The organism is Methanobacterium sp. SMA-27, assembly GCF_000744455.1.
Classification (GTDB): Archaea; Methanobacteriota; Methanobacteria; order Methanobacteriales; family Methanobacteriaceae; genus Methanobacterium_B.
The window spans coordinates 788224-806853 of sequence record NZ_JQLY01000001.1 but is presented as its reverse complement, the minus strand read 5'-3'; the positions used below and the strand labels follow the sequence as shown (position 1 = coordinate 806853).

General features: G+C 30.8%; 22 protein-coding genes, 1 tRNA gene and 1 pseudogene. 13 read left to right on the top strand and 11 right to left on the bottom strand.

Annotated features, from left to right (window positions below):
• The first annotated feature begins 461 nt into the window (after nt 1-461).
• The 3 genes from DL91_RS04160 (at nt 462) to DL91_RS12760 (ending at nt 4286) form a co-directional block, all read left to right on the top strand.
• Nucleotides 462-1895 carry a hypothetical protein gene (locus DL91_RS04160; RefSeq protein WP_048190365.1) on the top strand — a complete coding sequence of 478 codons (1434 nt, stop codon included), beginning with the start codon at nt 462-464 and terminating at the stop codon, nt 1893-1895.
• 6 nt (nt 1896-1901) lie between these two features.
• Nucleotides 1902-3062: a hypothetical protein gene (locus DL91_RS04155; protein ID WP_048190364.1), complete on the top strand. Its 1161-nt coding sequence runs from the start codon at nt 1902-1904 to the stop codon at nt 3060-3062.
• A gap of 129 nt (nt 3063-3191) precedes the next feature.
• Nucleotides 3192-4286 (top strand): right-handed parallel beta-helix repeat-containing protein, encoded by a 1095-nt coding sequence (locus tag DL91_RS12760; RefSeq protein ID WP_052374136.1) that lies wholly within the window; start codon nt 3192-3194, stop codon nt 4284-4286.
• 661 nt (nt 4287-4947) lie between these two features.
• On the opposite strand, the gene DL91_RS04145 is transcribed toward DL91_RS12760, so the two are convergent.
• From DL91_RS04145 to DL91_RS04120, 6 genes are all read right to left on the bottom strand, one after another.
• Nucleotides 4948-5030 (bottom strand) — tRNA-Leu (locus DL91_RS04145).
• Nucleotides 5031-5512: 482 nt separating this feature from the next.
• A complete protein-coding gene (locus DL91_RS04140) occupies nt 5513-5782 on the bottom strand; it encodes a hypothetical protein (protein WP_048190363.1) in 270 nt (89 codons plus the stop codon).
• A gap of 420 nt (nt 5783-6202) precedes the next feature.
• On the bottom strand, nt 6203-6538 hold the full coding sequence (locus DL91_RS04135) for a hypothetical protein (protein ID WP_048190362.1): 336 nt from the start codon (nt 6536-6538) through the stop codon (nt 6203-6205).
• A gap of 62 nt (nt 6539-6600) precedes the next feature.
• Nucleotides 6601-6864, bottom strand: a complete 264-nt coding sequence (locus DL91_RS04130; RefSeq protein WP_048190361.1) for a winged helix-turn-helix domain-containing protein — start codon at nt 6862-6864, stop codon at nt 6601-6603.
• Between the two features lie 151 nt (nt 6865-7015).
• The gene (locus DL91_RS04125) at nt 7016-7699 is read right to left on the bottom strand and encodes an ABC transporter ATP-binding protein (RefSeq protein WP_048190360.1); all 684 of its coding nucleotides are present in this window, start codon (nt 7697-7699) and stop codon (nt 7016-7018) included.
• Complete coding sequence (locus DL91_RS04120) at nt 7692-8852, bottom strand: ABC transporter permease (RefSeq protein WP_048190359.1); 1161 nt, start codon at nt 8850-8852, stop codon at nt 7692-7694. The genes DL91_RS04125 and DL91_RS04120 overlap by 8 nt, the downstream gene beginning before the upstream one ends.
• A gap of 227 nt (nt 8853-9079) precedes the next feature.
• Here DL91_RS04120 and DL91_RS04115 point away from each other — a divergent pair, with 227 nt between their 5' ends.
• The gene (locus DL91_RS04115) at nt 9080-9304 is read left to right on the top strand and encodes a tetratricopeptide repeat protein (RefSeq protein ID WP_048190358.1); all 225 of its coding nucleotides are present in this window, start codon (nt 9080-9082) and stop codon (nt 9302-9304) included.
• A 154-nt stretch (nt 9305-9458) separates the two neighbouring features.
• Here DL91_RS04115 and DL91_RS04110 read toward each other — a convergent pair whose 3' ends face one another.
• The gene (locus tag DL91_RS04110) at nt 9459-9680 is read right to left on the bottom strand and encodes a hypothetical protein (RefSeq protein ID WP_048190357.1); all 222 of its coding nucleotides are present in this window, start codon (nt 9678-9680) and stop codon (nt 9459-9461) included.
• Between the two features lie 558 nt (nt 9681-10238).
• Nucleotides 10239-10532, bottom strand: coding sequence for a DUF2769 domain-containing protein (locus tag DL91_RS04105; RefSeq protein WP_048190356.1), 294 nt, complete (start codon nt 10530-10532; stop codon nt 10239-10241).
• A gap of 437 nt (nt 10533-10969) precedes the next feature.
• Between DL91_RS04105 and DL91_RS13430 the strand changes: the two genes are divergently transcribed.
• From DL91_RS13430 to DL91_RS04090, 4 genes are all read left to right on the top strand, one after another.
• The gene (locus DL91_RS13430) at nt 10970-11140 is read left to right on the top strand and encodes a hypothetical protein (protein WP_156095962.1); all 171 of its coding nucleotides are present in this window, start codon (nt 10970-10972) and stop codon (nt 11138-11140) included.
• A gap of 88 nt (nt 11141-11228) precedes the next feature.
• On the top strand, nt 11229-11516 hold the full coding sequence (locus DL91_RS04100; RefSeq protein WP_048190355.1) for a hypothetical protein: 288 nt from the start codon (nt 11229-11231) through the stop codon (nt 11514-11516).
• A 40-nt stretch (nt 11517-11556) separates the two neighbouring features.
• On the top strand, nt 11557-12069 hold the full coding sequence (gene tfe / locus DL91_RS04095; RefSeq protein ID WP_048190354.1) for a transcription factor E: 513 nt from the start codon (nt 11557-11559) through the stop codon (nt 12067-12069).
• A 459-nt stretch (nt 12070-12528) separates the two neighbouring features.
• Complete coding sequence (locus DL91_RS04090; RefSeq protein ID WP_052374134.1) at nt 12529-12894, top strand: isoprenylcysteine carboxylmethyltransferase family protein; 366 nt, start codon at nt 12529-12531, stop codon at nt 12892-12894.
• Between the two features lie 60 nt (nt 12895-12954).
• On the opposite strand, the gene DL91_RS04085 is transcribed toward DL91_RS04090, so the two are convergent.
• The 3 genes from DL91_RS04085 to DL91_RS04075 all read right to left on the bottom strand — a co-directional run bounded on the left by DL91_RS04085 (nt 12955) and on the right by DL91_RS04075 (nt 14074).
• Nucleotides 12955-13260 (bottom strand): cupin domain-containing protein, encoded by a 306-nt coding sequence (locus DL91_RS04085; protein WP_048190353.1) that lies wholly within the window; start codon nt 13258-13260, stop codon nt 12955-12957.
• 179 nt (nt 13261-13439) lie between these two features.
• Nucleotides 13440-13724 (bottom strand): antibiotic biosynthesis monooxygenase, encoded by a 285-nt coding sequence (locus DL91_RS04080; protein WP_048190352.1) that lies wholly within the window; start codon nt 13722-13724, stop codon nt 13440-13442.
• Nucleotides 13725-13777: 53 nt separating this feature from the next.
• Entirely contained in the window at nt 13778-14074 is a 297-nt protein-coding gene (locus DL91_RS04075; RefSeq protein ID WP_048190351.1) for a hypothetical protein, read from the bottom strand.
• A 606-nt stretch (nt 14075-14680) separates the two neighbouring features.
• Here DL91_RS04075 and DL91_RS04070 point away from each other — a divergent pair.
• The 5 genes and pseudogenes from DL91_RS04070 to DL91_RS14500 form a co-directional block, all read left to right on the top strand.
• Complete coding sequence (locus DL91_RS04070; protein WP_048190350.1) at nt 14681-15112, top strand: hypothetical protein; 432 nt, start codon at nt 14681-14683, stop codon at nt 15110-15112.
• 594 nt (nt 15113-15706) lie between these two features.
• A complete protein-coding gene (locus DL91_RS04065; RefSeq protein WP_048190349.1) occupies nt 15707-16060 on the top strand; it encodes a Rieske 2Fe-2S domain-containing protein in 354 nt (117 codons plus the stop codon).
• 25 nt (nt 16061-16085) lie between these two features.
• Nucleotides 16086-16472, top strand: coding sequence for a cupredoxin family copper-binding protein (locus DL91_RS04060; RefSeq protein WP_081882599.1), 387 nt, complete (start codon nt 16086-16088; stop codon nt 16470-16472).
• Between the two features lie 547 nt (nt 16473-17019).
• Complete coding sequence (locus tag DL91_RS04055) at nt 17020-18192, top strand: NAD(P)/FAD-dependent oxidoreductase (RefSeq protein ID WP_231551382.1); 1173 nt, start codon at nt 17020-17022, stop codon at nt 18190-18192.
• Nucleotides 18193-18391: 199 nt separating this feature from the next.
• A pseudogene (locus DL91_RS14500) lies at nt 18392-18610 on the top strand (PIG-L family deacetylase); the annotation flags it as partial.
• Nucleotides 18611-18630 lie beyond the last annotated feature (20 nt).

Genomic DNA, 18630 nt, shown 5'->3' with positions numbered 1-18630 from the left:
TGCGCCATGACCTGCAGAAGATTTAAAAAAAAATTCTACATCATTATTTCCTAGATTTCTATGATTGGTTTAAAGAAAAATAAAAAAATGGGGAAAATGAATTAAATAAACTTTATTGGTTTTTCCCAGCTCCTACTTATCCTCCTAATATACTGAGAACGGCTAAGGCCAATGATGCTATAGGTGCTCCTGTAGTTTGCATTCCAACTGTGATTATTGCAGCTTTAACTTTTTTAACTGTTTAATTGCAGCTTTAACTTTTTTATCTGAATTATTTGCTTTATTCCATCATTTTAACTTTATTTTTAGATTATATTCAATCAAGTAGTAAAAATTTATATACAATTTAATTATTACTTTTTCAATTCTATTTAGGTAACTTTTTATATTAAAACTTTTACATTTTAAATTAAAGTTATACATTAACTAATATAATTTTAGTTATAAGGAGTTCTTTTATAATGATTTTAAATAATAAAAAAGGAAAATTAGTAATATTTTTAGTAATCATCTTGATTGTGAGTATAACCCCTGCATGCGCAACACAAATGGGAGAGGCAAATGGAAACAATAGTACTCTCTGGTTAACCGACTTCCTAAATGAATGGACAGGAAACAACAATACTGTTGCAAATATCAACGAGACAGAATTTTATCAATACCAAATAGATCGATTAAATGAAGAAATAAATAATGATTCAGATAAATTGACTGTAAAAATTGATGAATTTAACAATATTCCTAAATGGAGGATTTTCAAGCTTCTTAATAAAGCAAAAGAAATAGAACCAATAGCTAAAGACATCAAAACTAAAGCTCAAAACTTAGAGAATCTAACAAATAAGTTAAATGATCAAGTAGAGAGCCTAGGATCAAGTTTTGAGGTTGATGGTGATTCTTATATTAATAATGTAGGCAATCCAGAGTGTGAGGAAGATGCTAGCATCATGGCTCAGGAATTAACTAAACGCTTGGGCACTAATTTTACAGTAAAGGATGTTGATGCTAGTGAATTAAAAAAGGGTGATATTGTCCAGTATTTAAGCCAAGGAAAATATCCTCGATACCTTGTTGTCCAAGATATAAAGAATAATACCGAAGGACTTTTAGGTAACATACCTATTGATGTGCCAATGCTTGTCTTAAAAGGTTCTGGTGATAAATTAATTGAAGTACCAAGTATAAATAAATGTATACAAGTATACACTAGAAATGAAGTAGATACAGGAGCCACACTTCAAAATACAGTGGAAGTACAACAAGAAGACATAGACAAAACCAAAGAGACGGCCCAAGAACTACAAAACAAAGACCAAAGATTAGAAAAGGTTAGTGGTAAACTAAGTAAAACATCTAATTATCTTTATCCCATTGGAGGAACCATAATAGCAATTGGATTTGGTTTACTGATAACTCCATTCGCTCCGTTTGGTGCAGGAATGATAGCTTTTGGAACGGTTATTATAGGTTATTCTACTTTAATAGACACAATTATAATCCCAACGATAGATAAGACAGTTCATAGTTTGGATGATAAGTCTGATCAATTATATGATTCAGCTAATGCTAATAAATGTGATCTAAATACTTACACTCAAATAGAGCCAAGAATACCATATATTATGAATATTACTACTTTTGATGGAATATTTGTTGTAAAACACCCGCCACTTAGTGATTGGAAAGAACTTCCATTTATGTTGGTGAAAAATCCAGAACACAGTGACTTATTACCCGGACCAGGTTTACAATTCCTATACGGACCATACGAAGGATATACCGGTGAAGACAGTTTTGAATTCGAATTTAGAGGCAAAGATGGGACACTAGGTCATATGACTGTAAATATTCATATAGATCCCATACCTGTATTTCCAATACCCAAGGAGGCTTGATATCTTATGAATAAATCAAAACAAGGAATCCTACTATCCCTCATAATCATCCTTGTATGCAGCATAACACCTGCAACAGCCATACAAAACGGAGAAACAAACACTAATGGAGATATATCTGATTGGGATGTATGGATTAAAGGTGTAGAACTATCTTTGGATGTAATGGGTGGACAAGAAGACACTGAATTAACACTTGAACAAGAAACATACGTAGAAACACACCAAGACAGAATACAAATCAAAGGAGAAAGCGTCTTATATCAACTACAAGCATATATGGACTACATAAACAAAGAACTCAGTGAATATAAATATAACACAAACCCCACAAACACTCAAAACACGCCTCTGAGCGCTACTAATGTAGGTGCTACTCATGTGAGTGCTACAGCTAGTGAAGCTACAACCAGCATGAAAGACATAAAAACGGAATTAAAAAAGGAAGACATTTTAGTAAACAACACAACCACCAACTACACAGCTCTATCAGATGCGGTGAATGGAGTGGATGGAAATAATCCCACTTTGGATAAGAGTACAGTGATTGTGCCCATAAAAGATTGTGGTTATTTGGTGTATGCAGAGCTTATAAACATCAATTACAATGAAATATCTATAAAAACTTCACAAAAAGATATAAAATATAGTGCTGATGTATTTAAGAATTATCATTCAGCCGATGGGAATTTAAATATAATTATTGTCCCTCCAGAGCCTGATAGAGAGGATATACTAACTTCAATATATGGAATACAAAGAAACGATCTTATCACGCATAGTAATTGGTATGTTGCAGGTATAAGTGCATGCGGTGTGGCAATAGGTTCTGGTGTTAGTCTGATAGTTAATGGCTTGATTCAAATTCGTGGAGCTTGTAAAACAAAAATAAAGAAAATAACAATTTCGGAATATGAAGGAAAAGATGTAGAAGAAGGTGGAGAAGAAGTTGGGAAAAACGGAGAAGCGAACATACCTGTGCTTAGATATGGGTCTTTTAAACAAAAAGTTGAAAACGAGCCAGGATTGAAAAAATACTTAACACCATCACTATTAATAGGAGTAGGAATAGCCATAGTGGCGACCGGCGGAGCCTTAAGTTATTACTCGTACAATTTAAAAACCGAATATGACAACGAAAGAGCACATTTAGAGAAATGGGGATAAAAAAAAGAAAAAAATATGATTCTATCCCCCACTTTGTTATTATTTAAAACTCTGTACTTATTTAAAAAGGAGTAAAAAAAGAGAGAATGTATAAATAAAAATAATTTATTGAGGTAGGAGGTGTTTTTAATGATGAGAAAATATTTTAAACTACACATATTCTTGATGGTTTTAATGATTTTGGGAAGCTTTCCTGGAATCTATGCCATAAACATAGCACAACATGATAATGTGAATATTGGTGAAAACAACAATGATACAGATAATACCAGAACAATATATGTTGCTAAAAATGGTACAGATAGAAATGATGGACTCACACCAGAAACACCAAAAAGAAACATCGAAGTCGCTCTTGAAATTGCAAATTCCGGTGATACTATAAGATTAGGGCCTGGAATATACAATACTAATCTTCGAATCAATAAAAACATCACATTAATTGGGGATAATCAAAACAACACCCTAATCGACGGACAAACAGGGAATAGTTGTATATACATCTCAGGGGTTAGGGTTACAATTGTCAATTTAACCTTAAAAAACGAGAAGGGCCTGTGGGATGATAGGTTGGAAGTTAATGGTGGGGGAATATATAATGATGGCATATTAACTCTAGAAAACTCAACAATCACCAACAGTTCATCACGTCTTGGTGGCGGAATCTATAATGATGGCACAGTAACCATAAGAGGAGTAACAATCACAAACAACACTGCAAAATATAATGGTGGAGGAATTTGTAATTATGAACATTGCACGTTAACCATAGAAAACTCAACAATCACCAACAACACCTCAACAGAATTAAATGGTGGGGGAATTGGTAATGTTCATGGCACAGTAACCATAAGAGGAGTAACAATCACAAACAACATTGCAAAATATAATGGTGGAGGAATTTGTAATTATGAACATTGCACCATAGAAAACTCAACAATCAACAATAACCACGCAGACCAATATGATGGTGGAGGAATTTGTAATAATGGTGAATTAACTGTTGAAGATTCAACAATTAGAAATAATACTGCCCCCATAGGCGCTGGGATCTATAATACGAACTTATTAACTGTATATGGGTCAACAATCATCAATAACATGGCACGCGATGGTGGAGGAATATATAATGGAGGTAGGGCTTATTTAGATGATATAACTGTAGGTCTAATGGGAGATAATAGACCAAACAATGTGGGAGGTAACCCTTTCATACCAGCCTAAGATATACTGTGAACTTTCTTTTTTTCTTTTTTTTACAAGGATTCTAATTTTAAATGTTATTTATGTATTCATTTTTTGATTGCACTTAATTCATTCCTTTTTTAAGGGTTCCAGTTGCTCTGAAGTATTTTTTATTAAAATTCCTATTTAAAAATTTTAATTCAGTTACTAAAAATTTTATTGGGTCATCTATTTTCAAATCAAAATCTAGGCTATTATCATTTATTTTACAAATTAATGTAAAAACAGATTAATACACCAAATAATGGTAGTAATAGGTATTTTTCATCATACTTTTCCTCTAAATTTTCTATTAAATTATTGAACATAATTTTTAGGGTTTTTAGACAATTTCTTATGATAATTTAAAGTTAAATGTAAACATTTAAGTATTTAAACTTTATGTTTATGAATTTAAACATTAAATGAAGGGAAAAGTTTGAAAGAAACAATTATTATGGTTGTGCACTGGAAGTAAATATTGGGCTAAAATGTTAATTAATAATTAAAAATGCCACTTAATGCCTATTGAATTGTGAAAGAGTTAATTCTTAACAATACACCGTAATTATCATATAAGGTTATTAAAAAAACATAAGATAATTTATTTTATAAAAGACTAATAGATATTGGAGAATAATATAAAAAAACTTAAAATAAGTGCAGGGGAAGGGATTCGAACCCTTGTAGGCCTGCGCCAGAGGATCTTGAGTCCACCCCCTTTGACCGCTCGGGTACCCCTGCAATATACCATGATTGTTTGCAGATTATATAACTTTTATTGTTTTAAGAATATTGATGAATAACACTCAAATAATGAGTTTTTAAATGTTAATTTTTAATTGAAAATATAAAAAACACCGAAAGCATAATAAATTAACTGGTACATCTATACTCCGCATATCAAATTGGTATGTTTCGTAGATTTTTTTTATTTATCTCAAAGATCAGATATTTTTTCTAATTTCTAAATCTATTAAAAAGATATTTTCATCTGACTTAGTTATATTTTTACATCAATAGGCTATGGAGCCATTAAATTTTCGATGAAAATACTCTACTTCGTTATAGTACCGTATGACGAAATAAATTTATCTATTATTTTCCGTTGATATGAAAATTATATGAATTTATTCAAATAAAATAAAAAAAATGATATACATCTTAAAGAACTTCCTTAAATCTAAAGAATACATATTTTAGTCATAGATCATTTGGAAAACAAGCTATCTTTCCATATTTACTGTTATAACCCCATCTTTACAAGTTATTGAAGTTAGAGCGAGATGTGAGTCAACCTGTAAAGTACCATTTTCATCTTTATAAATTAACTTCATCCGTTGATCTTCTTTACTTTTTAGATGAATGTATATTCTAGTATTTCTAGTATTTCTGTTAAACTTAAAATGTGCTTTTCCATCTGCATAATAATGACGAGTAACGTCAGTAATTTCAAATTCATCTATCTCTAAATAAACTGAAGACATTCTGGACATATATCTCTCTCCATAGAATATTTGTAGGATTTATTAATTAATATTTTCTATTAACTGGTATATATTATTATAACCTAAAAATTAAATGCAAATCATTCTAAAGAAATATTACAATTTTATATCCTTTATTGAAATTAATCTTTCTTTAATGTGGCTTTCTTTTATTTTTTGGCCTTACATTTTTTAACGTTAATATAATCTAACTGTTATTTATTTAAAAAATGATTTTCAATTGTTTATCTTGCTTATTATAAATAAGAAGTATTTATGGGGGATATATCTACTTTATACCTATAGCCAATATAATTTCTTTATTATTCCAATCAGGAGTAAATTAGTATCTAATTTAAATTCCAAAATAACAATGAAAATCAAAGATTAACACTTATTCAAAGAGTAAAAGTTCAAGAACCATAGGTACTAATTTTTGGTTATTTTGTAAAGGATACTAAGTGCAACTAGTTGGATCATATTGATTAAGATGAATACAATTTGGGGTCCAAATTCGGAATTGGATATTGCAAACGGCACTAGATGTACTATTAATGGAACCACCAATGCAATTGTAACTAAAATATTTTGAATAATGAGAAAAGATCCAAAATACAATAGACCTATGGTGAATTGTGATTTTATTTCTTTATATGTTTTCCAATATGAATTAAGGAGTCCTAATAATAAACAAACATTTGCAAGGCCCATTGCAAATGCTAAGTAAATTAATATTATCACTGTAGGCCCTATTTCTGTTACCATTTTTTAATCCTATTAAATTATTAATTTTCTATTTTTTCACTTTTTAATTTTTTAACATAAATTCAAAAAATTTCATTTAAAATGTTATAATTCTCTTCCATTTTAGTTGAAAGGAAATATAAAGTCCCATATTTGGTTTTCCCAGCGACAATCATATTTTTATTTTTTAATATTTTCAAATGGTGACGTATAGTCTTATAATCAAGATCAAGTTTTTCAGCAAGTTGATGGGCGTTACAAGGTCTTTCATTTAACATCTTAACAATCCTGGCACGATTAGGTCCCCCTGCTGTACCAGCAAATACCCACCAAATCTCTTTATTCATATTTTTACTCCATTAATTTCTTCTTAAAATATATCAATTTAAGACATAGAATTTTTCAACTTTTACAGTGGCCACCCCCATCAAATTTCTTACAATATTTTTTTTGATTTCAATTAAATAAATTCAAAAAAAAATAAAAAGAGATTTTTGTTTATGTTTTGTTATCTGTTAGACATTTTCCATCCAATACTGTGATAATTCTTTCAGCCATGTTTCCTACGTATGGTTCATGTGTAACCATGACCAATGTTACGTTCTCTTTTTTATGAAGATCTTTCAACAAGTCAAGGATAACTTCTCCAGTTTTAGAATCCAAAGATCCTGTAGGTTCATCGGCTAAAATAATTGATGGGTGGTTTATAAGAGCACGAGCTATTGCAACTCTTTGCCTTTGTCCACCAGATAGTTTAGTAGGTTTTTGATCTACTTTATCTTCTAGACCAACTGATTTTAAAATATCCAATGCTCTTTTTCGCATGTCTTTAGAATTTGTATTGGTTTCATACATTGGAATTTCCACGTTCTCAACCACAGTTAAGTTTGGTATCAAGTTGTGCATTTGGAAGACAAACCCTATTTCTTTTGATCGAAATTTGTTCAGGTTTTTGCTACTCATCATATCAATACCAGCCACGTTTATGGTTCCCTCATCTGCCACGTCTAATCCGCCTATCATGTTAAGTAAAGAGGATTTTCCTGAACCAGAAGGACCCATTATAGATATGAATTCTCCCTTTTTCACATTCAAATTCATGCCATTTAGAGCCTTTATTTTTCCATTATCATAGCTTTTTTTCAGATCTCTTATTTCTATGATGTTTTCGTTTTTATTCATAGCGCAGTGCCTCCGTTGGGGATAATCTACTTGCCCTGTAAGCTGGATATAATCCACCTATGACACCGACAATTACCGCAACACCAAATGCCCTGAGGAATATATCGATTGAAAAGGAGGGTGTAATCACGCTTCCTACAGATGGAACTATAGTTAATAGAACTTCTACCCCTACGACAGCTATTATTGATCCAATAACAAATGCCAAGAGTGTGAGCACAATTGATTCTCCAAGTATCATCCCTAATATTCTACTATCCTTCCATCCTACTGCTTTTAATACTCCTATTTCTCTTGTTCTTTCATAAACCGTCATTACCATTGTGTTAATAACTCCAACAGCGCCGATAAAAATGGCTAAAAGTGATATTGCCCAGCTAGCCGTGTCTATGAAACTTAATCCTTGGTTTATTCTATCAGCTGAAGAGGCAGCAGTTGTTGTAGAAAGTTCATTAGGATAAGCAGAAGTTATTGAATTGCTTACTGAGGTGACATTTGCATTGTCTGTTACTTTTACAAGTATATTGCTGACTTTTCCATTATTATTTGTGAGATTTTGTAATGTTGAAAGAGGCATCAAAATTCCATTATCCGTCATGAAATTACCTGTTTCAAATATTCCAGTTATTGTGAAATTTTGCCCTAACAGATTTACTGTATCTCCTACTGTTTTGTTAAGACTTTGAGCTTCAGTTTTTCCTATTATAACTTGATCAGTACTGGTATTTGTGAATAGTGTTCCATTAACACTATCAATACCTTCCAGACTTAACATATTTGAGTCTATACCCGTTATTGTAAGACCACCACCAAAACCGCCTCCTTGACTAGTGTTTGAGCTTACACTTTCAGTTGAGGTATTAGTTGCCCTTAAAATTCCAGCTGTACTTTTAACACCACTTACGTTAAGTAGAGATGTAACATAACTTTCGTTTAAACTACCACTTGATCCCATTCCGTTTGATCCAGCTTGAACGACTGTCACTTCAGCTGAACCTGCCTTAAGCGTACTCTGCGTTGAGTTCTTAAGGCCTCCCGTAACCATTCCTAAAGCCACTATTACAATTATTCCAATTGCAATACCAGTAATGGCAAGGGCACTTCTAGTCTTGTTTCTGAATGGATTTTTAACCACCAGCGATAAAAATGACATAAAACTCCCTCTATTAAACATTATATAAAGCATTATACACAATTCATGCGTATTTCATTCATTATTTACGCCCAAATCACGCCCAAATTCAGCAAAGATGTAGATTAAGAAATATTCAAAAAAAAATTTATTAAAGAATTATATTAATAAAAAAAATCATAACCAATTAATTAAAAGAAATTAAATTAATACTTGTTTGATGTTTTAAAATAATTTATGAGGTAAGTATGGCTGTATTTGACAAGTTAAAAAATCGAAATAATGATAAATTGATTAATGAATGTTATGAATTTATAGAACGATTAGAGTATGAACATGCTTTAAAGTGTTTGGATCGGGTTTTGAAATTGGAACCTGAAAATATTGAAATTTTACATAATAAAGGTGTTGTTCTAAAAGAGCTTGGCAAGTTGGAGCTAAAGGTACAAACCACAGAATATTTAAATCCATAAATTTATTCCCCCTTTAATATTAATCCTATTTATTAATACTATGTATAAATAGTTATTAATGCTAAAGTAGGCTGATAGATTTAACAATTAATTTCTTTTAAACAACTTGAATTGATACGAATTTAGTAAAAAAATAAAAAAAGAAATATTTAACTTACGTGGCACTAGCAGTTGTGTAAGCATCGTACATACCGTAAAGCCATACAATGACGTAGAGTATATACGCAACGATTCCCAATAAAAAGACTGTTGCCAATGCTCCTAATATCACTGCTACAATGAAAATTATTATTCCCTTCATTATATTTCCGGCGTATACCGTACCGATACCCGGCAAAAAGAAAGATATAATCAGGGCTAATATAGGGTTTGCCATTTTTTTTCACCTCAGATACTTTATCAATATTACTATTGGTTTAACCAATTAATAGTTTTTTTCTTCACTCCTTAGAAAGGAACTATTGTATAGTAATGCTTTATTTGAGTTTTATTTTGTTCAGCCGATCTGCAGCCCTGAGTTTAGATACTTGACACCAGAGGAAAGGATTGGAAATATGCCTTAAACATATTTATATGAAGTAATCATCTACAATAATCAGAGCATGTAGTCTGTATAAATGATATAAAAAAATTGGTGATTTAAAATGGCAAATCTAATAGTAAATATATTATATGTAATTTTATTCGTGGTTATCATAGTCTTTTTAGATTTTAAATATTTTAGCAATGACCTTCTGAAACGGTTAATTGTAAATGTATTGATTGTTTTGGCAGCTGTTGCTATATATTATCTGTTTTTAGTTAATTTCTGAAAAAAAATTAATTCTGTAGTATCAAATAGCTTATGCCCATTTTCGATAATTTTGAAATTCCTCAAATTAAACCTTTAAAATATTTTAGTTGTAAAAAATTGCAATCCACTAATTGATTCTTTTTATCCTCTTTGTTCCATTTCAGAGCCTTTTAAACAATATGTGTTACGTTCCATTCCCACATCAAGAGATTGGGCTAATGGACATGTAGGGCACATACAACCTTTGGGTTCTGTGATACAACTAACACTTTTTCCTGTTACACAGAAAAGTTTTTCATTGGCATCATCAGCACATTTATTCCATGTTGGACAAGTGGGACAGATACATGAAGCTTTATATTCTTCTATGGCTTTGTTTTGATCACCTGGTGACATTTTACCAACATCATTCATTAATTGTTCAAATTTATCCATAACATATCAGCTCCTTTTTTCTCACTTTAATATATTTTGAACTTCACATCATATCAATTTTTTAGAAAAAGTATATTTGATTGTTCAGAAAATATTTAAAAAAATTTATAAATATAAAAAGTTTATTATTAAAAATGATAAATTGTATATAGTACGTACACCTAATATATTTAATAGAGTAGGGAAAACTCACTTAACATTTATTATTTTTACCAAAAATATACCGCTTTATTTTTTTTGTGAAAAAAAAGCAATATATCCCTGCTCGCCTCCGATTATAAAAAACTTACAAATATCCCTTTATTTTAATTTTCGATTAAAAAAGTAAATCCCTCAATACATCCCAAATAGTACACATCCAGTTTTATAAAATACTTATAAGACTAATTTTCTCGTAAATCAAAATTACAAACTGATTTAGAAAGATGGTGATAAAAATGAGCAATTTAATCCATAAAACAGATGGTGGATTCATGAAAAAACAAAACAAAGGAGTTAAATGCCAACATTGTGGTTACTTTTTAAAACAAAACGAAATCACATCTGCATATCTACATGGGAAAATATCATTACCATTCCTTTCAGGACCTGCAAAAATGACTATGTAAAAAAAAAATAATTAAGAACTAAAGTAATTTTATTTTATAATTATTTTCATTTAGAGATTATATCATTAACAAATAGGAGTGTTTATAAATGGATGATAAAAAAACCAATGAACTTATGGTTAAATGTGAAGCAATGAAGGATGATCCGGCTTTAATGAAAGAATGTAAAGTAATGTTAGATACTATGGTAGAGAAAAGGGTTGAAATGGAAGATGAATCTGGACAGACCTATACCAATATGGTTGAAAACATTTCAACAGAAGATGTTCCAAAAATACTAGAAATGGCACTTAAAATAGCAAGAAGTGATAAAATAAAGGATCCCGAAATAAAAAATGCTGCAGAAAGACTTATCAGAACATTAGAACCATTATAAATTTTTAATATTTTTTTATCGATGAAGAGGACTAAGAACCATGCTAACCAATACAGTTGTTCAGGAAATGTTAATGGATATAACCAATAATGAAAAAGGCAGTATTTCGATTATTGAATGTATATTAAATGGTAAAACATTTGACTTAGAAATAGCAGAAGAAACCGATATAAAGCTAAATACCGTTAGAAAAGTTCTATATAAATTAAATGAAGCAGGCATTGCTACTTATAAGAAAAGCCAGGACCCTGAGACTAAATGGTTCATTTACAGTTGGAAATTTGAGAAGGAAAATGTATTCGATGTAATAGCCAAAAAATATGAAAGATTATCAGAAGAAATTGAAAAATCCATTGAATACGAAGAAGCAAATATGTTTTTCGCCTGTAAATCTAATGGCCACCGATACAAATTTGAAAAAGCATCTGAACACAACTTCTCATGCCCAAAATGTGGAGAATCACTAGAGCATTATGACAACTCCATCATAATAAGCGAACTATTGAAAGAAAAAGCAGATTTAGTATCCCTCGCAAAATCAAATGGAAAATAATTAGTATATCCCTCCTCTGGAACTTAAAATAGAAAAAATGGGGAGTTAATTAATTAACGGAATCTAGAATTGATCTTAAAACCAGAACAAAAAAACTTAGAAAGAGCTGGCAAAAAGAGAAAAATGAATTGAATTAGAATTAAACGAAAATCTGCTCTCAGTGAATAAATATGGTATAGACTCTTCTTTACATTGGATAATAGCTATTGCAATTATAATTTAGGGAATACTAATAATAATGATCAATATCATATAATGGAATTGAAGATAAAGTCAAATTTCATTAATTATAAACTTTAGAAAATTTTATGGATAAATGTATGAAATTATTTGCGAGATCTTTATTCTCATTAATCTTACCTTTAATTTTTACTGTTATAGTACCTACAATATTTATTCTTAAGTTTAATAATCATTTATTGGCTCCTAATTCAGTTATTTCAGGAGTTATTTTAGTTTTTGGGAATATTTTTAATTCTTTTAGGATTGGGATTTGTAGTTTATACTAATAAATCATTTTTTAAGGTAGGTAAAGGCACTCTGGCACCGTGGGATCCTCCAAAGAGGTTGGTAGTTGGTGATCTTTACAGATATGTTAGAAACCCCATGATAAGTGGACTTTCAATGATTATTCTCGGTGAGTCAATGATCTTTTCTTCTATTGAATTATTTGGATTTTTTATTTTCGTAGTTATTTTTAATCACATCTATTTTGTTTATTCAGAAGAACCCGGGTTAGAAAAGAGGTTTGGAAATGAGTATATTGAATACAAGAAAAATGTGCCAAGATGGATACCTCGTTTAACCCCTTGGGAAAAAGAATAAAAGATCTATTATGTTATCATACAGTACCAAAATTAAACATAATTTAGGGATTTCATGGAGTTATTTTATTTCTGTTACTAGGTTATGACCATTAGTATTGCCAATGTTTTCTGTTTCGTGTGGTCCAGCATCTATCCATAAAGCTTGTCCTGCTTTGAGTTCAAATTCATCACTATTTCCATTAGGAAAACTTAATTTAAACTTTGCATTATTAAAAACATAAACTACATGGTCATTAGGATGGTTATGCATAGGTGATTTATCTCCAGGTTTCAATTTCATATCCATAACCCTAACTTTTTTGTTTTCCATAATCAAACTGTATCCACTTTTTGGCACTTCTAAAACATCTAAAATATTTGACATTAGAATTCACCTCTTTTTATTTTAATAACAATGATCTACAAGATCTATTGGGATATAACAAATTTGGCCCCGTTGGTTTTAGTAGAGATATATCTTCCATAATTGGGTTCCCATTCATCATAATCATTGACCTTATCAATTAAAAATCGCTACCCCCCCTAATTCACCTCAAAATTTCTTTAGTACGGTGTTCTTTCAATCTCCTCCAGGTAATAAACTGCTGGTTGGCCAATCACGCCCGCTTTTTGCATTGTAATTTTTAAATCTTCAGATTCAGCAAAGTTTTTAGCCTTTTCCATATTTTCCCACTCTGTTATTACAACCATATGGTTAGGATCATTAGAATTATGAAATACAAAGGCACCCTTCGAACCGTAGGTTTTTCTCATAGCACCATTCTCATCATATAAAGACTTCCACTTATCATAGTCCTCAACTTTATGTATAACCAAAACATAAGTCATTTCTCATCACCCCTATTTACCATAATTCTTAAAATGTTTTAAATAATGTAGAATTAGAGGGTTTTTATCACTTTATCCACGAATTCTACTTCTCGAACTTCGATTTTATTATAGAAGGCATAACCTACATCATTTAGATATGATTCAACTGCATTATAGCCTGGTGCTTCAAGTACAATTGTAATTAAATGTTCTAGTTTGTTAACAACTTCAGTTAATATATTGATTTGATATTTAACTTTAAGTTCTTCTTTTTTGCTGGAAAGTTGCTTAAGTTTTTTCTTATTATCTGCATTGTATAATGGGCAGGATTCAACAGAATGCATCAATTGAATTGCAAAAATTGGCATAATTCTCACCCCCCTACATTTGTTAATTTATTTTAATGAATTTTACTGGAGTGTATTCTCCGCTGATTAAAGCTAACAAGGCCCCCAATTATCAGTAGTATTACCACTTTCCAAGCGTATATTATAAACGCAGGAATTTACACAATTACGATGCGATAACACCAAAATATTAACATCACTCCATATCAATTGTTTATTTTCCATTCTATCCCTAATTATTTTTTTTGTGTGTTGCACCTAATTTCACCTAATTACATTATATTTTATATTTATAGCGTAATAAATTTTTTTATATATTAATTTTCCATATATCTGCTCTAGATCAAAAGCTACCAAAGGAAATTATGTTATATGTAATTACTTCATTTTTTCCTTTATTTTATAAATATTGTTCATAAATTCATCCGAATAGAGAGGTAATATAGAAATTCTATTAAAATGAGAATATACAAGTTTTAAACTATTTCTTATTCTGTATTGAGAATTTATGTTATAAATAATTGGCAAAGAACATGAATTCGGGAACAACATCAATTCCTTTTAAAAAGTCTCAGTTTATATTGAACTGGGAAAATAGTAGATAGTTGAAAAAACAGATATTAAAATATGGAAGAACATGAACAAGTTGAAGTAAAAATTGATGATGACTTTATTATTATGGTTGATAATGGAATGGAAGATATTGTTAAAAACTTTTTTCTCTGGGAAATTGAAACCTGCAATTCCTGCATTGATTACCGTGGATCAGTGTGGATAGAATTCTGCGACTTTGAGGATTGGAAGAAATTTTTACAGTTAGCCTTACGAAACAACATTGAAATCAATGGTGCAGACCATAAACAAGACACTCTCTGGGATTTCCTTCAAGAAAAAGTAAAAGTAAAACTGGTTTTTGATGAAGAACTCATGGAAGACCCAAACAATGAAGATGAAGTTCTAGGTACAGGTGTACTTGTTATATGTGTAGGATTAACCTTCCCAAAAGAACTCTTAGATGAATTTAAAAAATTGTTCTTTGAAGTCTTAAAACCAGAATAACTTAACCCATTTATTTATTTTTTCTATTTTTAAAAAAATGGATTTGTTTTAATACTTATTCACTACTAATAGTATTTTTATATTCTTTGATATTATGCTCTGTCATTATCACCCGCAATTGCTGCTTGAACTAGTTCTGCGGCTGTTTTAATGTGTTCTTCATCAATTCATCAAAATTTGATTTCTGCATCTTTCCAAAAAATATTTTACATATTTCTTAAATGTCTTTTGTATTCCCTTTAAAACCGGCCTAATAGTTGCATCTGTTACTATTTGCTCTTTAATATATACCTATACTTATAATTGCAAGTCTATTCCCTGCAATATGTTTTTCACATGTCCCATCTATTTTTTATCGAAATCTCACTCATGCATAGATCTATACTTTCTTCCATTCTATCTTAATTCATCCTATAACAGTCATGTTCACCATAAATTATAAGTCTTTTTGATATAATATAATAAACTACAGTAATACAAAATTATTATGGAGGATATTGTGAATAAAACATCGGTTATATTGTGCTTATTGTATTTAAATAATATTTAGAGTTAATTTTAGGAAATTTGGGCCTAGATATGGGGGTAGAAAAAGTGAGTTTTGTTGAAGTTTTCAAAAAGGATGAGTTAAATGATGGTGAAATGAAAATGAAAGAGATTGGTGGTCATGAATTCATGATAGCCCGAATAGGAGACAATTACTATGCATCTGATAATCGTTGTCCTCATATGGGAGGCAACTTATCCCTGGGCAAATTGGATGGAACAGTCATTACTTGTCCAAGGCATCACAGTCAATTTGATCTTATAGATGGACATGTAATTCGATGGACAGACTGGACTGGAATCAAATTATCTTTAGGTAAAGTATTGAAGTCTCCAAGAAATCTTAAAACATATGAAGTCATGATCGAAGACGATATGATCAAAATTGATTATACCGTATAACTTGTTTAAAAAGGGGGGAAAATATATGTATAGAAACTTTCTAGTTTTTGGTGTTTTTCTAGTATTGGGTGTTGTCGCAGTTTCTGGATGTACATCTAGTCAATCTGGTAGTACTGTTACCATCCAGAATATGGCTTTTAATCCTTCAACGTTGAATGTTCAGGTTGGCACAACTGTTATGTGGATTAATAAAGATTCAACCACTCATCACGTTGTAAGTGATACAGGAGTATTTGATAGTGGAGATTTAGCTACAGGACAGAGCTACAACTACACTTTCAATCAAACTGGAAGCTTCCCTTACCATTGTTCTATACATCCATCTATGACTGGTACTATTGTTGTTTCTACTTCAGCACCTACTAGTACGGGTAGTTCAAACAGCTCAGGTGGATCTGGTATAAAATACTGAATAAAAAAATAATTACTCAAGAAAATATTGGTTTGCAAAATCTTCCAAACCTTACATTTTATTTTAATTTAGATTAGTGAACTACCCTCCCTTTCGGAAGGAGCTTCTTCCTTCATTAAATCCACTAATGTGGTTTTTTCAGAGAAGCTTTAATTTCCGTAGTTCCTACGGTACTGATTAGATTAAGTGTAGTATGCTTGGTTATCGCATACGATATTATTAATTATTGTTAAACTATTATTTATATGTAGTGGTTGGATTCATCCCCACCCTCACACATGGGGTATTCTCCAACATTAAGATAAAAAATCTTTAAATGATTTAGTTCATCTTCTCTGTCATTTCACTTTCTTTTGACCTTTAATACTTGAATTTATTGCCCAAATATTTATCCCTAATTAAACCCAATTTACATAATATTATTATGATTAGATACAAATAAAACTTAACTAAAAATAGTTTAAGCCAATATAACAATGAGTATGATTTAATATCTACAATCAAAATGTATATTCAAGATATTTATTTGTGAACAATGAGAAGAATCATGAAGTATAATGTGGTTGTTGTAGGTGGTCGAGTAGCTGGATCTGCTTCGTCTCTTTTTGCATCTAAAGGTGGTTTAGATGTATTAATGATTGAAAAAAGACAGGAAATTGGAACCCCTGTCCAATGCGGTGAAGCTACGACTAAAGCTACTTATAAAACTCTTGGAATAAAGCCATCTAAAAAATATATACGAGCAGAACTAAAAGGTTCAGATGTCCATGCTCCCAATGGTAAGCATGTTCGAGTGGAAGGTAACAAAATACACGGATTCATGGAAGGATATGTAGTAGAGAGAAAGATTTTCGATAAAGAGCTAGCAATAAAATCAGCCAAAGCTGGAACAGACATAATGATAAAGACTACAGTCAAAGATCTTATAATAAAAGATGGAAAGGTCTGTGGAGTCGTTGCTAAGCACCTTGGAAAGACATTCGATATTAAAGCAGATATTGTGATAGCAGCTGATGGTCTTGAATCTAATATATCCCGATTAGCTGGCCTTAAAACTGTTAATACTGTGAATGATATAGGTTCCTGTGCCCAATATGAAATGGTAGGCGTTGATATTCCCCAAAATTATATGCAATTATATTTTGGTGATAAAATTGCTCCTGGAGGATATTTATGGATGTTTCCTAAAGGTGAGGGGGTTGCAAATGTTGGTTTGGGTGTATTAAACTCAAAAGAAACAGCATATCATTACTTAACAAAATTCATAAGTAAATTGGATGCAACTCCTGTAGAACTTAATATAGGAGGAGTACCAATTTCAGGACCCATGGATCAAACCTATTCTTCTGGACTTATGGTTGTTGGAGATGCTGCAGGACATGCTGATCCAGTAAATGGTGCAGGTATAGAAAACAGCGTAACATGTGCTAAAATAGCAGCAGAAGTAGCAGTAGAATCAATTGAAGAGGAAGATACATCGTCCCCATATCTAAAAAAATATCAGGACCTTTGGAAGTTAGCTATTGGAAAAAATATTGAAACCTCCCTTAAATACAGGAAAATAGTTGATAAACTCACAGATGATGATTTCAATGCACTTGCAACATTTTTAGAAAATAAAGATCCAGAATCAATTTCAAAACTCTCAATACTTAAATTCTTGAAGAATTATCCTCATCTTATAACTCTTTTAATCGATATTTTTATCCGAAAACCATGAAAATATCATTTTTTTTTTAATATTTTGTACAAAAGTGATTACATGAATAGGAAAATATTATTTACGTTGACATTTAGTTTTATTTTAATTATTGGATTAAGCGTCTATGAGTACAATTATAATAATGGTATCACCAATTATCCTCAAGGCCCTAATATAACCTCTTCTGACAGAGTCCTCATTGTAAGCACCTCATCCTGATGATGAAACTCTTGCAAGCACAGGTATAATAAGATACTGTAATAAAAATAATATCCCCATACATGTGGTCGTTGTTACTAACGGTGGAAATTCAGAACTGAGCATAACAAGATATCACGAGACTCTTAAATCAACTAAAATATTGGGTCTTCCACTTAATAACATCACATTTTTTGATTATACTCATGGTGTAGATTTAGATTTATGGGTTAAATGATGAAATTAGATTATTTAATC

Coding starts and splice junctions, on each gene's coding strand:
- DL91_RS12760 (WP_052374136.1), top strand. CDS start 3,192: ATGATGAGAAAATATTTTAAACTACACATATTCTTGATGGTTTTAATG.
- DL91_RS04135 (WP_048190362.1), bottom strand. CDS start 6,538: ATGGTAACAGAAATAGGGCCTACAGTGATAATATTAATTTACTTAGCA.
- DL91_RS04160 (WP_048190365.1), top strand. CDS start 462: ATGATTTTAAATAATAAAAAAGGAAAATTAGTAATATTTTTAGTAATC.
- DL91_RS04075 (WP_048190351.1), bottom strand. CDS start 14,074: ATGCCAATTTTTGCAATTCAATTGATGCATTCTGTTGAATCCTGCCCA.
- DL91_RS04110 (WP_048190357.1), bottom strand. CDS start 9,680: ATGGCAAACCCTATATTAGCCCTGATTATATCTTTCTTTTTGCCGGGT.
- DL91_RS04100 (WP_048190355.1), top strand. CDS start 11,229: ATGGATGATAAAAAAACCAATGAACTTATGGTTAAATGTGAAGCAATG.
- DL91_RS04060 (WP_081882599.1), top strand. CDS start 16,086: ATGTATAGAAACTTTCTAGTTTTTGGTGTTTTTCTAGTATTGGGTGTT.
- DL91_RS13430 (WP_156095962.1), top strand. CDS start 10,970: ATGAGCAATTTAATCCATAAAACAGATGGTGGATTCATGAAAAAACAA.
- DL91_RS04125 (WP_048190360.1), bottom strand. CDS start 7,699: ATGAATAAAAACGAAAACATCATAGAAATAAGAGATCTGAAAAAAAGC.
- DL91_RS04055 (WP_231551382.1), top strand. CDS start 17,020: ATGAAGTATAATGTGGTTGTTGTAGGTGGTCGAGTAGCTGGATCTGCT.
- DL91_RS04140 (WP_048190363.1), bottom strand. CDS start 5,782: ATGTCCAGAATGTCTTCAGTTTATTTAGAGATAGATGAATTTGAAATT.
- DL91_RS04085 (WP_048190353.1), bottom strand. CDS start 13,260: ATGTCAAATATTTTAGATGTTTTAGAAGTGCCAAAAAGTGGATACAGT.
- DL91_RS04070 (WP_048190350.1), top strand. CDS start 14,681: ATGGAAGAACATGAACAAGTTGAAGTAAAAATTGATGATGACTTTATT.
- DL91_RS04155 (WP_048190364.1), top strand. CDS start 1,902: ATGAATAAATCAAAACAAGGAATCCTACTATCCCTCATAATCATCCTT.
- tfe (WP_048190354.1), top strand. CDS start 11,557: ATGCTAACCAATACAGTTGTTCAGGAAATGTTAATGGATATAACCAAT.
- DL91_RS04080 (WP_048190352.1), bottom strand. CDS start 13,724: ATGACTTATGTTTTGGTTATACATAAAGTTGAGGACTATGATAAGTGG.
- DL91_RS04130 (WP_048190361.1), bottom strand. CDS start 6,864: ATGAATAAAGAGATTTGGTGGGTATTTGCTGGTACAGCAGGGGGACCT.
- DL91_RS04105 (WP_048190356.1), bottom strand. CDS start 10,532: ATGGATAAATTTGAACAATTAATGAATGATGTTGGTAAAATGTCACCA.
- DL91_RS04115 (WP_048190358.1), top strand. CDS start 9,080: ATGGCTGTATTTGACAAGTTAAAAAATCGAAATAATGATAAATTGATT.
- DL91_RS04120 (WP_048190359.1), bottom strand. CDS start 8,852: ATGTCATTTTTATCGCTGGTGGTTAAAAATCCATTCAGAAACAAGACT.